The 14445-nt window shown below is 67.3% G+C and carries 12 protein-coding genes and 1 pseudogene; 3 read left to right on the top strand and 10 right to left on the bottom strand.

The window, feature by feature from the left end:
* Positions 1-40 precede the first annotated feature (40 nt).
* Positions 41-640: a helix-turn-helix domain-containing protein gene (locus NLX83_RS22180; RefSeq protein WP_254237045.1), complete on the bottom strand. Its 600-nt coding sequence runs from the start codon at positions 638-640 to the stop codon at positions 41-43.
* 76 nt (positions 641-716) lie between these two features.
* Here NLX83_RS22180 and NLX83_RS22185 point away from each other — a divergent pair, with 76 nt between their 5' ends.
* Positions 717-2111, top strand: coding sequence for an aldehyde dehydrogenase family protein (locus tag NLX83_RS22185; RefSeq protein WP_254237046.1), 1395 nt, complete (start codon positions 717-719; stop codon positions 2109-2111).
* A complete protein-coding gene (locus NLX83_RS22190) occupies positions 2111-3094 on the top strand; it encodes an adenosine deaminase family protein (RefSeq protein ID WP_254237047.1) in 984 nt (327 codons plus the stop codon). The genes NLX83_RS22185 and NLX83_RS22190 overlap by 1 nt, the downstream gene beginning before the upstream one ends.
* Before the next feature lie 93 nt (positions 3095-3187).
* Here the strand turns inward: NLX83_RS22190 and NLX83_RS42280 are convergent.
* The 3 genes and pseudogenes from NLX83_RS42280 to NLX83_RS22205 form a co-directional block, all read right to left on the bottom strand.
* Positions 3188-3400, bottom strand: a pseudogene (locus NLX83_RS42280) (MFS transporter); the annotation flags it as partial.
* A gap of 6 nt (positions 3401-3406) precedes the next feature.
* Positions 3407-4345 carry a VC0807 family protein gene (locus NLX83_RS22200; RefSeq protein ID WP_308209350.1) on the bottom strand — a complete coding sequence of 313 codons (939 nt, stop codon included), beginning with the start codon at positions 4343-4345 and terminating at the stop codon, positions 3407-3409.
* An 88-nt stretch (positions 4346-4433) separates the two neighbouring features.
* Positions 4434-4829, bottom strand: a complete 396-nt coding sequence (locus tag NLX83_RS22205; RefSeq protein ID WP_254237049.1) for an N-6 DNA methylase — start codon at positions 4827-4829, stop codon at positions 4434-4436.
* Positions 4830-5154: 325 nt separating this feature from the next.
* On the opposite strand from NLX83_RS22205, the gene NLX83_RS22210 reads away from it, so the two are divergent.
* Entirely contained in the window at positions 5155-5541 is a 387-nt protein-coding gene (locus NLX83_RS22210; RefSeq protein ID WP_254237453.1) for an asparaginase domain-containing protein, read from the top strand.
* Between the two features lie 228 nt (positions 5542-5769).
* Here the strand turns inward: NLX83_RS22210 and NLX83_RS22215 are convergent, their stop codons facing one another.
* From NLX83_RS22215 to NLX83_RS22240, 6 genes are all read right to left on the bottom strand, one after another.
* Positions 5770-6594: a class I SAM-dependent methyltransferase gene (locus NLX83_RS22215; protein WP_254237050.1), complete on the bottom strand. Its 825-nt coding sequence runs from the start codon at positions 6592-6594 to the stop codon at positions 5770-5772.
* Positions 6595-6761: 167 nt separating this feature from the next.
* The gene (locus NLX83_RS22220; protein ID WP_254237051.1) at positions 6762-7796 is read right to left on the bottom strand and encodes a ketoacyl-ACP synthase III family protein; all 1035 of its coding nucleotides are present in this window, start codon (positions 7794-7796) and stop codon (positions 6762-6764) included.
* Between the two features lie 40 nt (positions 7797-7836).
* The gene (locus NLX83_RS22225) at positions 7837-8106 is read right to left on the bottom strand and encodes an acyl carrier protein (RefSeq protein WP_254237052.1); all 270 of its coding nucleotides are present in this window, start codon (positions 8104-8106) and stop codon (positions 7837-7839) included.
* 15 nt (positions 8107-8121) lie between these two features.
* A complete protein-coding gene (locus tag NLX83_RS22230; RefSeq protein WP_254237053.1) occupies positions 8122-9771 on the bottom strand; it encodes an acyl-CoA dehydrogenase in 1650 nt (549 codons plus the stop codon).
* Entirely contained in the window at positions 9761-11419 is a 1659-nt protein-coding gene (locus tag NLX83_RS22235; RefSeq protein ID WP_254237054.1) for an acyl-CoA dehydrogenase family protein, read from the bottom strand. Before NLX83_RS22235 ends, NLX83_RS22230 begins: the two co-directional genes overlap by 11 nt.
* Complete coding sequence (locus NLX83_RS22240; protein WP_254237055.1) at positions 11416-13161, bottom strand: fatty acyl-AMP ligase; 1746 nt, start codon at positions 13159-13161, stop codon at positions 11416-11418. Before NLX83_RS22240 ends, NLX83_RS22235 begins: the two co-directional genes overlap by 4 nt.
* Positions 13162-14445: the final 1284 nt, after the last annotated feature.

The following is a 14445-nucleotide window of genomic DNA, read 5'->3' on the forward strand; positions in this document are numbered from 1 at the left end:
GGTCGCCCGACGAGGCGACCGACTGTCCTTTGTGGACGCCCTACCAGCTTGGCGGGGTGTTCACCCAGATCGCGGTGGTGTCCTCTGGTCCTGGGTTGACGAACCAGTGCGGCACCGTGGAGGAGAAGAGGATGGAGTCGCCCGCGAACAGCTGGTGTCGCGTGCCGTCGATGTAGACCTCTAGCTGTCCCGACAGGACGATGCCGAACTCCTCGCCGTTGTGCCGAAACGGCGTCGCGCTCGTGTCGTGGCCCGGTTGCGAGGTGACCAGGGTGGCCCCGATCTGCCCGGACAGGTTCGGGGTGAGCATTTCGTAGGACACGCGCTCGCTCCGCATGCCGTGACCGTCGATGCGCTTGCGCTCATCGGCGCGGACGACCGGGGACGAGCTCTCGTTGATCAGCAGGAGCCGTCCGACCGGCACGTCGAGTCCGTGTGCGAGTTGGACGAGGGTCGCGAAACTGGGGTTGCCGATCCCGCGTTCCAGCTGGCTGACCACGCCGACGGAGAGCGAACTGCGTTCGGCGAGCTGGTCCAGCGTCAGGGCGCGGTCCTTGCGCAGGGAGCGCACCGTGGTTCCGACGACGGCGACCATGGGAGCGACATCGGGTACGTCGCGAGGGCTCGCCGCTTGACTCATACAAGCAACATAGTGAAAATCTTCACTCTGTCAACGGTTCTTCGGTTGGGCCGGAGTTGCCCCGAGGGAGTCGCATGTGAGCAGCACCCAGGAGCTGGAGGCGGTCCTGGCCTCGGCTGAGGCGGTCGCGCCCCGCCTGCGAGCGGGCAGCGGCACCCAACGCGCTGGCTGGTTGCGGGCCGCCGGGGCCGCCCTTGAGGCGCGGCGGGCCGAGCTGGTCGACCTGGCGGTACAGGAGACCCACCTGCCGCACGCGGCGCTCGACGGCGAGCTGACCCGAACGGTGTTCCAGTTGGAGCACTTCGCGCGGACCGCCGAGTCGCCGGAGCTGCTCGGCGTCGTGGTCGAGTCGGCTGATCCGGACTACCCGGTCGCACCCCGCCCCGGCCTGGTGCAGGCGTTGCGGCCGCTCGGACCGGTGCTGGTGTTCACCGCCAGCAACTTCCCCTTCGCCTTCAGCGTCGCTGGCAACGACACCGCATCCGCCCTGGCGGCGGGCTGCCCGGTCGTGGTCAAGGCGAACCCGGGTCATCCGCGGCTGAGCGCCCGGACCGCGGAGGTCGTCGTGGCGGCGCTGCGCGAGGCCGGCGCCCCGGACGGCACGGTCGGCCACATCGAGGGAGTCGAGGCCGGAGTCGCCGCGCTGCGCGACCCCCGGATCGCGGCGTGCGGTTTCACCGGGTCGGTCGCCGGGGGCCGCGCGCTGTTCGACATCGCGGTGAGCCGACCCGATCCGATCCCGTTCTACGGCGAGCTCGGCTCGCTCAACCCGGTCTACGTGACACCGGCCGCGGCGGCGGCCCGCGCCGAGGAGATCGCGTCCGGTTTCGCGGCCAGCTTCACTTTCCGCGGCGGACAACTGTGCACGAAGCCCGGCGTGCTGTTCGCGCCGACGGGCTCGGGGATCGCCGCGGCCACCGCGGCGGCGATCGGAACTCCCGAGCCGGTCGAGCTGCTGACCGATCGGATCACCTCGGCCTACCTCGACGGAACACGGCGCCTCGCGTCGAGCCCTGGCGCGATCGTGCACGCCGGTGGGGACACGACCGCCGCGACCCTGGTCAGCGTGTCGGCCGCGGCGGTGCTCGACTCCGCAGTGGAGCTTCAGGAGTGCTTCGGGCCCGCCGCCGTGGTCGTGGAGTACGACGATCCGGCGCAACTTCCGTTGCTGGCCAACCGGATCGGCCCCAGCCTGACCGCGACGATCCACGGCGAGCCGGGCGACGACGTCGCCGCCGACCTGGCGCCCGGGCTGACCGAGTTGGTCGGCCGGGTGATCTGGAACGGCTGGCCGACCGGCGTCGCGGTCACCCGCGCCCTGCACCACGGCGGCCCGTACCCGGCGACCACCTCGCCGACGTACGGCTCGATCGGCGCGGGGGCCGAGCGCCGGTGGCTGCGCCCGGTGAGCTACCAGAACTGGCCGGTGGAGCTGCTGCCCGAACCGGTCCGCGCCGTGCTTGCCGACTGATGTCGTTGCACGCCAACGACTTCCGGGCGCTTCCCAAGGCGGAGCCGCACCTGCACACCGAGGCGGCGATCACGCCGGAGACCGCCGCCGAGCTGGCCGACCGCTCGGGCCTGCCGCTGCCGCCGGTCGGACGGTCGCATCCGAGCTGGTCGACGTTCAGCACGGCCTACGAGCAGTGCCGGGCGCTGATCTCCTCGCTCGACGACCTGCGCCGGGTGGTTCGGGAGGTCTTCGAGCGAGCGCCCGGCTCGGGGGTCGTGTGGACGGAGCTGCACCTCGTGCCGCACCTGTACGCCGGGCGGCTCGGCCCGGTCGAGGCTCTGGTGGAAGCCGCCGCGGACGGACTCGCCAGCGCGCGCGGAGAGGGCGGACTGGTCCTCGGCGTCGCCCGCGACGCGACGCCGGAGGTGGCGCGGGAGGTCGCCGATCTCGCGCTGTCCTGGGCCGGACGCGGCGTCGTGGCCATGGGGCTCACCGGAAAAGAGGCCGGATTCCCCGCCGCCCGGTTCGCCGCCGCCTACCGCACGGCACGCCTCGGCGGGCTCGGCATCGTCCCGCACTCGGGCGAGAGCGGGGATGCCTCCTGCGTCGCCGAGACGCTGCGCGAACTCGACCCGCACCGGATCAGCCACGGCGTGCGCGCGGCCACGGACGCGACCGTCCTCTCGGAGTTGGCGCGCCGACAGGTCTGCCTCGACGTGGCCCTCACCGGCAACGTGCAGCTGTGCGTCGTCCCGTCGCTCAGCGCGCACCCTCTGCCGGAACTGCTGCGGCGCGGAGTCCTGGTGTCACTGGGAAGCGACGCGCCCTACCTCTACGGCGTCGACCTGCTGGACGAGTACGCCCTGGCGCACCATGCATTCGGACTGCCCCCGCCAACCATGGCCGCCATCGCCGCGAACTCGCTGCGGCACGCCCGATCCAGCGCCAACCTGCTGGAACTGCACAGCACGGCGATCAACCAGTGGCTCCACCGGGCGTGAGGGACTCGGTCAGCGGCATTACTCCGACTGGTATGGCCGTTCCGACCTGGGCAGATTTCGACCCGGCGACGCGCGGGCAGGCGGCTTGTTGCACCGCGTCGCCACAGGTCGCGGCCAGGGGCGCATGCCGAAGAGCACCGAGCTGACCGACCAGATTCACCGCAGCACGCCGCCGAGCGCGCCGTGGCCCGCCTGCATTGCGGCGGCGGGCACCGCGACCTCGACGAAGCCGACGGTCACGCCGAAGCCGAGCGCGGCGATGGCCACCGCGAGCATGCCGGGTGCGCCGAGCACGCCAGCGGCGGACAGATCTCATGCTGACCGGCCGCCTGACGGGGCCGCACGCCCGCCCAGTGACGGGACCGGCTCGTCGAGGCGGGCGACGGCAGGCGCGGTGACACTGGCTGCGCGGGCGAAGTAGCGCACGTTCCACGCGATCAACGTGCCGATTGTGGTGAGCTGTATGACGGGAGCCAGCCCGACCACGACGCTGATCGGCAGCAGGAGGATCAGGACGGTCTTGACGACGGCAAAGGCCATCAGAGTCAGGCCTGCAACTGTGCAGCTGAAGCGGTGCCGGCGGCGGACATCGGGGTTTGTCTGGTAGGCCTGGTAGATCTCGACGCTGCGGGAGGGGGCCCAGGCTTGCTGGACGATCACGGACAGCGGCCGGTGCCCGCGCGCAGCGGTGACCAGGAAGGCGATCCCGGCAGCGGCTACCAGGATCACGTCCTTGAGCATCAAGAATCGTGCGTCACCACTGATGAACGTCGCCGCGAGCCCGATCCCGTAGCTCAGCAGCGAGTAGGCGGCGAAAGGGTTGAGGTTGTGCTCGCGCACGGCGCTCCACACGACGCGCAGCGCGGAGATGACGACGGCGGCGAGCAGCGCGACCCAGTCACTCGCGCCCAGTAGGTGGAGCCCGTAGTAGATCGCCACCGGCGGCAGCAGGTCCAATGCTCGATCACGCACGAACTTTCTCTGGTCGGCGGCTAGCCGTGTCCTCATCGTGTGATTTCCAATCCGTGTCACAAGAGCGTCCTTCGCGTCGCGGCGGAAGCGGGCCGAAAGATGCTCACCGGAACTAGTGGCCTGTCTTGGCTGACGGTGGGCCCGGACCTGCGGCCGATCGAGCGGTTCGAACTCGGCACGGTGCTCGACGGTCCCAGAGGGCTTGACGCCGTAGGGGATGACGGGGCCGGAGCACCGTCTTCGTGGTCTTGGTGGCGGCTTCGGCATCCCGTGGTCCATGGCGTGGTCAGGTCGAAAGAAATGATTCGGCCGTTCTCCGCTGCTGGCGATCAGGCGGCAACGACGCGCTCTTGCCAGTTGACTCGGTTCAAGGGTCTCTTCCGTTGTGACGCATGGCTTGTGCGGCGGCGCGGAGCATCCCGCCGGTTCCGGTGGTGGGTTCGCAGCAGGAGCTGTGTTCCTCGGGGGTGACCATGGCGGCCATGAGAGTGGCGATGCATGCTGGCGTGTAGAGCTGGCCGCGTCCGGTGCGGGCGGAGTCGCTGCGGAACAGGGTGAGCAGTGGGCCGAGGACGTCGGCTTCGTGGTTGCGGTCGCCGTCGCCGCTACGGTCGAGGCTCAACTTGGCGAGGTGGACTGCTTCGTCCTCGCTCCCCAGCGGCAAGGCCGTCATCGCGACTGGGGCCGCACTGAAGGACGCTGGCGCGTCGACCGTACGACCTCGTCGAACGTCATCAGTGCCGTTAGCGACGTTCTTGGCCATGCTGTCACCACCGCCGTCGCACCCAGTTCAACACCGCAGGCCCGTCTTGCCGGTCTCGCCGAGTACCTACACCTCGACTGGACTGCCTTCATTAGCCGCTGCGCCGAACTCAGCACGATCTCTCTCAGTGCGTTGACCCGCCCCCGAAGCCGTGCCTTGAGTATCGATGGGATCGACCGGGCAATTAGATTTGTCGCCTCGCTTGCCTCCGCTGCACGTCGCTGACCCCCTTGGGTGGGGAAGTGCCTCTTGCTGTGATCACCCGCGTCCCACGTTGCGTGAGGAGGCCGTCATTCCTATCGCCCCCACCCAAGCGACCGTGTCGATGATCACGCTCGGCGGAACGATTGCCATGGCACCCACTACCGACCGCGCGGGCGTCGCACCGTCGCTGACTGCCGACGATCTACTCGCTGCGGTGCCCGGACTCGTTAACACCGGTATCACGCTGCGAACGACGACATTCCGAGCGTTGCCGTCCGCGTCCCTAGGGATCGCCGATCTTGTCGAGCTCGCCACGCTCATCACCAGCGAACTGAACTCCGGCGCCGACGGACCAGCGAACCTGCTCGCCACCATCCCGGTCGCAGGATCGGGCGTCTGCCGCGGCCTCGGATGTCTCGTGGTGCTCAATGACGAGATCCACGCCGCCCGTTACCTCCGCAATACGCACACCACTGCCACGTCGGCTTTCGCTTCCCCCAACCTCTGACCGATCGGCGTGGTCGTTGAAGGCCGTCCCCACATCCTTGGGCAGCGGGACGCGGTCAGATGCGCAGTCGCAGGTGATAAATCCGGCGACGTCGGTGGTCATCCCCGTGATAGTGGCCGACGTGGAGGAGATCGAGGTTGTCGTCGCCCATAACGAGTGCGTGACCCTGCGCATTGGCGACGTGTTCCTGAAGATCGACGCTGATCAGCCGCGCACCCCGCGTTGCTGTCACGGACTACCGTCAGGTGCTCTCCCGATGGCAAGGAGGTGTGAGCTGGCTGCGAGCAGTTCCGGATAAGGCTCGGCCATCCGTGCGGCTGTCAGCACGGAGGCGAACAGGTCATCCGACGGCCCCAGTCCAGGCTGTTGCTCCACGGCTTTGAGGAGAGACCATGCGGGGCCTTCGACACCGAACACTTCCACGTCGGTCAACCCGGCATCGTGCATCTCCCCGGCAAGCTCCTCCGCGCGGTGGAAGTAGGCGAGGGTGAAGCCGTGTTTGCCGTCATGTACGGCGGTCCTGAGGATTGCGGAGATCGACGCTTGCACGCGCTCGGTGTGAAGATGCGCGAAGGTGGCGTGCTCGAAGAGCGGCGAGTAGCGGTTAATCGCGGCAGCAGCCACGAGCCCGCCGGGCATCACCACGCGTCGGGCTTCAGAGAGCGCTGCCTGGCGGTCCTCGGGGTTCGGTAGGTGGTACAGCGGGCCGAGTACCTGCACCACGTCATAGGACGCATCTTCGGCAGTGAGCTGACGCGCGTCCCCCAGGTAAGCAGCGCACACCTTCGCAGCCTGCTCTACATGCCGGGCCACCGGGTCGATCAGGTCCACCTGGTAGCCGTCAGCGACCAGCCACTGTGCGTGAACGCCGGAGCCGCCTCCAACGTCCAGAATGCGGGCCGGAGGCGGCGGCAAGAACCGCCGCAGGATTTCCTGGGTACGGAGCAGTTCAAGCTGCCCATCTGCTGACATGCTCAGTCGGGCGCTTTCGTCGACAACCTGCGAGTAGAAGTGCTCGATCTCTGGCGCTAGATTTGACTTCGACATAATCATAATATCCTGTACAACGGTAGACTAGTCCAGCTAAAGATACCAACAGTGGAGCCATGGCTCAGCTGAGTACGAGGAAACCGCAGAATCCCCTGCAGCGCGACTCGAGGCCGTTCTTTTCCGGTAATAGCGCCTGATATCCGCCGGTCAGTTCATGCTGTCGTCGGCGCTCACTCCTCCCATTGGGGCGCTTGGAGGATCTCCAGCGCGGCGCAGGTCCAATGGAACCCCGCCCCCATACTCAGCAGCATGACCTTTTGGCCGGGCCGGGCTGTGCCCGATTCGACGAGGTGGTTCAAGCCAGCGAAGGGATCGCCGGGGCCTAGGTGAGCAACGGTCCGGCCCCAGTGCCATGTGGTCCGTTCGACGAGAATCTTTAAGGGTTGCAGAAAGTCCCATTGCACGAACTCCTCGCCGAGATGAGGCACCACGACGTGATCGAAGTCCTCCACGGCGGTGTCGGAGTCCGCACACACGACCTCGGTTACCGCAACCGCACCGCCCGCGATCAAGTCGAGCATCCGTTCGCGTCCGAACGCGGCAGCGAACGACATCTTGCGGGCGGTGAGGTCGACGAAGTCGCAGTCCTCGACCTTCCCTCCCAGCGCCAGTTCACCTGGCGGCCGGTAGGCCGCCTCCAACTCGGTGAATCCGACCGTGTGGCTGGCCAGCAGGCGAGCGATCCCCCGGGTGGGATGGAGAACCGCGGCAGTAGCTCCGTCCGCGAGTACGACGTCGTCGGAGAGATAGCGGTGCAAGAACCCGGGGGCGTTGAAGTTGTCAGCGGTGGTGACGATCACGGTGGCCTCGGCCGGCTGGGTCCCGAGGTATGCCGCGCCCAGTTCGAGGGCGACGAGCCCGCCATTTGACGCCTGGCCGATGTCGACGGCCGGGGCGACGCCGCCGATCGCGCGCTCCTTGACGTAGGCCGCCGGTGTCCAACCGGCGGGACCCTGTCGGTGCATGCTGGCGTGCAGTAGGAGCACAACGTCCTCGGCCGCTCCTCCGGAGCGCCGCAATGCGGACCGGGCGGCTCGCACTGCCATCTCGGGCGGCGGCAGCGGCCCCGCATCCGTGACGGATAAGTAGTGCGTCCTCGCCCGCTGGTGCGCTTCGTACTCGCCGCGCTCGACCGCCGCATCGATGTCGGTCTGCCCGGGCAGCCAAACGGCGGTGGCTGCGATGAACGTACTGGGCCACTGCATGAGCGCTCCTTAGTACTGAGCTGCGGCTGGAACTACCGGGTCAGCCGACGGACAGTTCCCCTTCAATGAACGTTGCGAGCTTTTCGACGGTCGGGTTGTCCCATATGGTGGTGGGCTCGATGACGAGCCCGAAGCGTTCTTGCACCTCCAGGCACAAGGTCACCGCATAGAGGGAATCGAGCCCGTATCGATAGAGCGGGACGTCGTCGGCGACATCGCATGGCGAGTGCTTGGTGTGCACCGCCACGCGTTCCCGAGTCCACTCGCGAACGGTCTGTTTCGACGCGTTTGACGTGTCCTGTTCTGGCATGGCAAAGCATTCCGCCTATCCTGGGTCGCACAGTCGCGCATGGCTTTCGATGCGCTGTGTCGCTTCGTCGAGCAAGTTCTCGCGGACCTGGGTGCTCATCTCCCGGTTGCGGTCCAGCAGGTGCGCCGCCCGTACCAGGGCGCCAGCGGTAGCGGTTGCATTGGCGTCGTTCGATGTGCGGTGACGCCAGACACCTACGCAGCTGCTTGCCGCTAGCACGATGGTGTAGCGCCGAGCCAGTTCGTAGGCAGACACCCGAGCTGCAGCACCGCGGTCCTCCGGGCTCAGCCCGGCGTACCGCTCTGCGAGCGACGTACGCTCCGCTTCGATCGCCTCGACCACCTCGGCGCACCGTTCCGGAAGCGGGACATCCGTCAACGGCAACATGAAGAGATCGTCCACATCCCCGCCGCGAAGCCCGAGCCGCTCCCAGGCCAGGTCGGGGAGTGGCGCCGTTGGCCGGAACATCTCTTCCGTCGGCAACCGAGGACGGTTCTGCCGCGCAGTTCGACCGATCGCAGGCAAGTAGGTCAGCAGGGACATCAGGCAGGATATGCCGGACGCGTGGCCGAAGGTGGATGGCTGCACATCGCGTACCAGCTTCTGGAAGTATGCGTGCTCGCCCTCACGCAGGTACGAGCTGCCGCCGAGCAGCCCGGCGAGGTTGTTGACCCCGGCGACGATCATCTGCGGCACCAGGTACTTGACTGCGGCCGCATGCATCACGGCTTGCTCCGGCAGGAGGTGGAGAGCCCGGACGGCGACCCGCGCGAACGTCTCCGCAAGCAGCAGGTCACCGTATACATCAGCCAGTACCGCACGCACCCGCGGCAGCGCGATGACCGGCCGACCGTACAGACGCCGGTCGAGCGCGTAGCGCAGCGCCATCCGTAGCGCCGTGTCGAGGATGCCGGTGAGCACGCCGGGGATGACAGTACGCGTGACCTGAAATGATCGTAGGGCGATCTCAAGGCCCGCGCCCTCAGACCCCACCCGCCGATCGGCTACGACGCGGCAACGGTCGAAGTCGAGACCACCGAGTTGGACGCTTCGCATGCCCACGCTCGGGTAGCGGTGATGACGTCGGACGGCTCCGGCGGGAAGCTCCGCAGAGCGCAACAGGAACAAGGAGTGGCTGCGGGGTCCCGGGGCCGGGGAAGTGCGGGCGTAGACCAGGATCGCCTCCGCCCGGCCGATGTTGGTCACCACCTCCTTGTGTCCGGTGAGAACGTAGCCGCCACACTCCGGTGAAGCGGCGAGCTCGGCTGCGGCGATATCGCTGCCGTGTGCGAACTCGTGATAGGCGGAGGCGATACGTCCTCTACCGAGCAGCACGTCAGCCGCCTCACGGCGAAGAGCGCCTTCTCCGGCGGCCCACACGTTGACGGCGGCTATCAGCGAGGTCAGCCCGAAGCCAAGGCCGAGCGCTGGGTCTCGCGCGTAAACGGCCCGCAGCAGTGCAACCGTCCGGTCAAGGGTTCGCAGTCTGCCGCCCATGTCGGCCGGAACGAATTCGGCGCCGAGCCCGAAGTCGGTGAGCCGACGCTCCCCCTCCCGAAGGATCTCACCTCGCTCGTCGGCCTTCAAACAGGACCGGTATCCCACGGGATTCTCCGGATCGTGAGGATTTCCCAGCAGCGCGACCAGCTCGTCGTCAACGGCCATCTGAGGTCCCTTCGGCCATCGGGAAGAGGCGACCTGCGTCCATGGACACCTCGTCGTAGACGTCGGGCTCGGGAAAAGGGCTGGAGCTGCCGGCGGCACACTCCATGACGCGCGCGAGACAGGCCTCGAGCCAGAGATCGTCCACCGGCGCGTCACCCAGTCGCACTGCCAGGCAGGCAGCTCCGGCGAAGCACACCTCATAGCGACGGGCAAGCGTGAAGTCCTCGGCAGGGGTGGGCGTAGCGGGCACGTAGCCGTCTGCCTGCGTCAGCGTGCGGCGCACCAACTCCTCGAACGCGTCGAGCCGGCCCCGGAACGCCATGCAGGTGCGACGGTGGCGTATCTCGGCGACGAGTCGGGGAACGGCTCGTACCAGATCGCAGCCCGCAGTACTCACCAGGCGCAGCTCCTGCCACTCGATGGCGGGGAGATCGCCTCCCATCGAGCCCAGTCGGAACACGGCCTCCGCCGCCGACTCCGACAGGGCGTCGCGACCGGTGCGCGAGAGGTGGGGGAGCTGTTTGAGCAAGGCGTCCTCGTTGACCGGAGTGCTGCCGTCGAAGATGGCGACGATCCTGTTGTCGCGCTCGACCTTCTGGAACATGTCCGTCTCGAGGTAGCCGCGGACGCCCATGAGTTCCCGCAGGCTCTCCATCGCCTCGTCTGCCAGTGTCGGCACCAGCGCCTTTGCGATCGCCGACACCACCGACATCTGCTCGGGCATCAGGTGCAGGTAGCGGGCGGCCACGTACGCCACTGACTCCATGATCCACAGCGTGGCCACCACCTGTCCGAGAACTCTCCGGGTCACGGGCAGGATGGCGGCCTTGTGGGAGTAGCGCTCCAGCACACCCAGCTGGCATTGGGCCAATCGCACCGCGTGCGACGCCGTCCCGATAGACAGCGCTGGGCAGAGCGTTCGGGTGACCTGCAGGGCTTTCAGGGTCGTCTCCAAGCCGGTGCCCGCTGGTCCGACCAGCGCCTCATGCGGAACAGGTGCCTTGACAAAGGCGATCCCGCTGATGTCCGCGCCACGGACGCCGTGGGTGTGGAGCTTCGGCAGCCGTTCGCAGGTCCCGAGAGGAAGCTCGCCAGTGTCGACAAGTAGGAGGCTGAATCCGAGCGGGCCGCCCTCCGGCGCGGTTCGGGCCAGCACGCAGATCAGGCCGCACCGGCGGGCGTTGTTGATCATCCACTTGGAGCCGGTGAGTGACCAGCCATCAGCGGTCCAGGCTGCGGAAAGCTCGCCCGCCAGGAGATCCGCGCCGTGTCCGCGCTCGGTGAGACCCCAGGAGACCACAGCGCCGTCCAGGACTCGGCGCGCCAGCCGGGCAGCCTGGGCCCGCTCGCCGGCCAACCACACGGGCGCGGCACCTAGGAATGTCTTGGCATGGGCGATCGCCAGGGTCAGGTCGTAACCCGCTACTTGGGCGAGCGCATGGACCAGGGTGGGATAGGAGTACAGCGCACCGCCGAGGTCCGGCGGCACGTACAGAGAGTTCAGGCCTGCCTCGTCGAGGATCGCGCAGCCTTCGGCCGGGAACTCCTCGTCCCGGTCCAGAGCGAGCACGGCTTGTGCGCTGAGCGGACCTTCGTCGTTCGCGTTCCGGACGACGGACCGGGTCAGTGCCAGCGGAGAGAACCTCATCGGGAGCCCTCGCTCCTAGCGGCTGCGACGGACATGTCGAGGTCCTCGTACACGGCGGTCAGTTCGCCTGAGAGGAACCGGGCGCGCATCGTGCGGCGCTCGATCTTGCCGCTGGTGGTCCGTTGGACGGTCTGCCGCGGCAGGAGCGCAATCCCGCCGGGACTGATCCCGAACTCGCGGGTCACCGTCAGCCGCATTTCCTCGGCGAGCCGGGCACACTCGTCCTCGGTCGCCGTGTGGCGGAGCTCGTAAGCGATCACGATGGCTGACGGGTCCTCCGCGTCGTCCGACACCGGCACCGTGAACGCGACGCCCACGGAGGACGCGAGCGCTGGGTGCTGCCGCCGCAACTCCTCCTCGATGTCTTGTGGGTACAGGTTGCGGCCACGGACCACCAGTACGTCCTTGAGTCGACCGGTCACGAACACCACGCCCTCGTGTACGACACCCAGGTCGCCGGTACGGAGATAGGGACCCTGCCCGTCTGCGGTCTCCGCCCGGAAGACGCCCTTCGTGGCCTGCTCGTCGTCCCAGTAGCCGGTCGCGAGGCCCTCCCCCCGGAGCCAAAGCTCGCCGACCTGGCCAGGCGGTCGAGGCAGGTGGGTGGCGGGGTCGACAACGGCCACCTCCAGGTCGGCCGGCACCCCACTACCTGTGAGCACGGCGGTGCGGTTCCCCGGCCGCGGGGAGCGGAAGACGTGCCGGGCCAGCGCGTCGGCGTCGACCGATACCGTCATCGGACCGGATGTGCCGCCGCCGGACACGTAGACCGTCGCTTCGGCGAGCCCGTAGCTGGGCAGGAACGCCTCGGGTCGGAAACCGGCGGCGGCGAAGCATTCGGCGAACCGGGCCAGCGTTCGGGTACGGATCGGCTCGGACCCGTTGATCGCGTGTGTCCACCGCGACAGGTCCAAGTCGGACAAGTCCCGCGCCTCCGCGAGGCGCACGCAGAAGTCGAAGGCGAAGTTGGGGGCCGCAGAGTAGTTCACCCCGCAGTCATCCATCATCCGCAGCCAGCGCAGCGGCTGGGCGATGAACGATGCCTGAGGCATCAGTGTGCACGTCGAGCCTAGGAACAAGGCAGGCAGCAGGAGGGCGATGAGACCCATGTCGTGGTAGAGCGGTATCCAACCGCCGAACCGCACCGAGGCGTCAAGGCGAAAGCCCCGACAGAGACTGGCGACGTTGGTGATCAGGTTCTCATGGGTGACCACGACGCCCTTCGGCGCGCCGGTCGATCCCGAGGTGTACTGCAGAAGCGCGATCTTGTGGAGGGCGGGCTGCAAGGGCCCGGATTTCGCACCCACAGGCGCGTCTGCGGCATTGAGAACGGGCAAGGTGGACCCGTAGCGGCTCGCCCACCTCTCGATCGTCCGCAGGTCGGAGGCTGTGGTGAGCGCGGCCACCACGTCGGCGTGCTCAGCGATGCGACGCAGCCGTCGCTCGTGGTGCCGCCCGCTGGGCACCGGTGCCGGTACAGCAATGATGCCGGCGAATAGGCAACCGAGGAAAGACGTGGCGAAGTCCCCCGGTTCCGAGTTCGCGAGAAGCACCCGAGAGCCCGGCGGATACTTCCGCCGCAACAGCCCGGCCACCCTCACCGCCCCGCCGAGGAGCTCGGCGTAGCTGACGGCCTTGGGCGGCCCTTGGCCGTACAGGACGAGAGCGGTGTCGTCGCCCTTGCCGCATGCGTGAGAGCTGAGAATGTCAACGACGTTTGCGTGCTTCTGAAACCGGTACACAGCGACTCCATAGGCGGTTCGCATTACCGTTCCTAAATCGCCGCGAGCGGCGGCGACCGACCAGAATCTCGCACAATCTTGACGATCGGTACTACTCGTCTCGCAACGTCTTCGGACCTCGATATGCCGTCGCGATGTGTATGCCCGCCTACATCGGGCAGGAGCCGACGGTACTTCGCTAGCCCGGACCGACCCTGAGTTCCGTCGACTACGCGCGCAAACCGTACCTTAGTACGCTCATGTCTAGGTAGCAAGTGACGACGGCAGGTGATGATCTAGGCCCATTGACTGATTCTTCGGCTAACGACGAGCGAGCTGCGATGGTATTTGGCATAAGGGCAGCCCAGGCGGCCTGGTGCACCGCCACAACTTGCCCAACATTCACCTCTCGTGTCACCACCTCACCAGCAGTAACACGCGAAGATAATTTGGGAAGTGATCGCACAACCGCTCCGAAATCGAGGGCCGCAACTCCCACAAGTCATGGTCTTGCAGTCCGCACAGCCTGACCCGACCACCGACTCGACTCGTCACCCGCCATTGCCTTCACCGGACCTGTGGGACGCAGTGATCCTGCTCCGGGTAGTGCCCTGACCGGCGACGCAGTACCGCAGAGCAGCGCTTCAGGGCGGCCGTGGGCTCACCACGGTCAAGCCGCAAGGCCACGTGAACCCGCGGCGTCACGTCATCCTGGCTACTCGCGACGGCCGCCAACGGACTTCGCGGCAACGGGTCGTTGATCCCATCAATATGTATCTCGGTTTCCTGCGTCGCGTCCGGGGTGGCTGGCTTCCGGCCCGAACTTGACGACCGTTCGATTGTTCTTTTCGAACAGTCGAACGCATTCGTCGTGTAGCCTCCTGTTGGCTACGGCAACGAGTTCTCGATCTCCGTACCGAATGCTTGATCGCTGCCTCCGCCAAGACGTTCGGCGCGCACGGACGAACAACTCGTATGGGAAATCCTTTCGGATTCGCTCGGTGTCAGCCCGCTGGCTGGCGCTGCTCCACCATCCCGCCTTCACTCTCAAGCCAGGTTCTACCGTTCGTTTGGCAAACCCAACTGTGATGCACCAACGCCGCCGACAGTCCTGCTGGATGATCATTCAGCCGGGCGAGGGGTTGCCGGGGTGGCAAGGGGCTGGCGAGTAGGTGAGATTCCTCCGAGGGGCGATCGTGAGACCGTGAACCACCGGGCCGGCTGGAGCTAGGTTTTCTGATGAAAGATTCTCGACGCGATCGGCGTTTCTGGCGTCTTTCCTGTGTGACGGGGGGAGTCCGTTCG

This window comes from Allokutzneria sp. A3M-2-11 16, from assembly GCF_024213555.1.
In the GTDB taxonomy this organism is placed as follows: Bacteria; Actinomycetota; Actinomycetes; order Mycobacteriales; family Pseudonocardiaceae; genus Allokutzneria.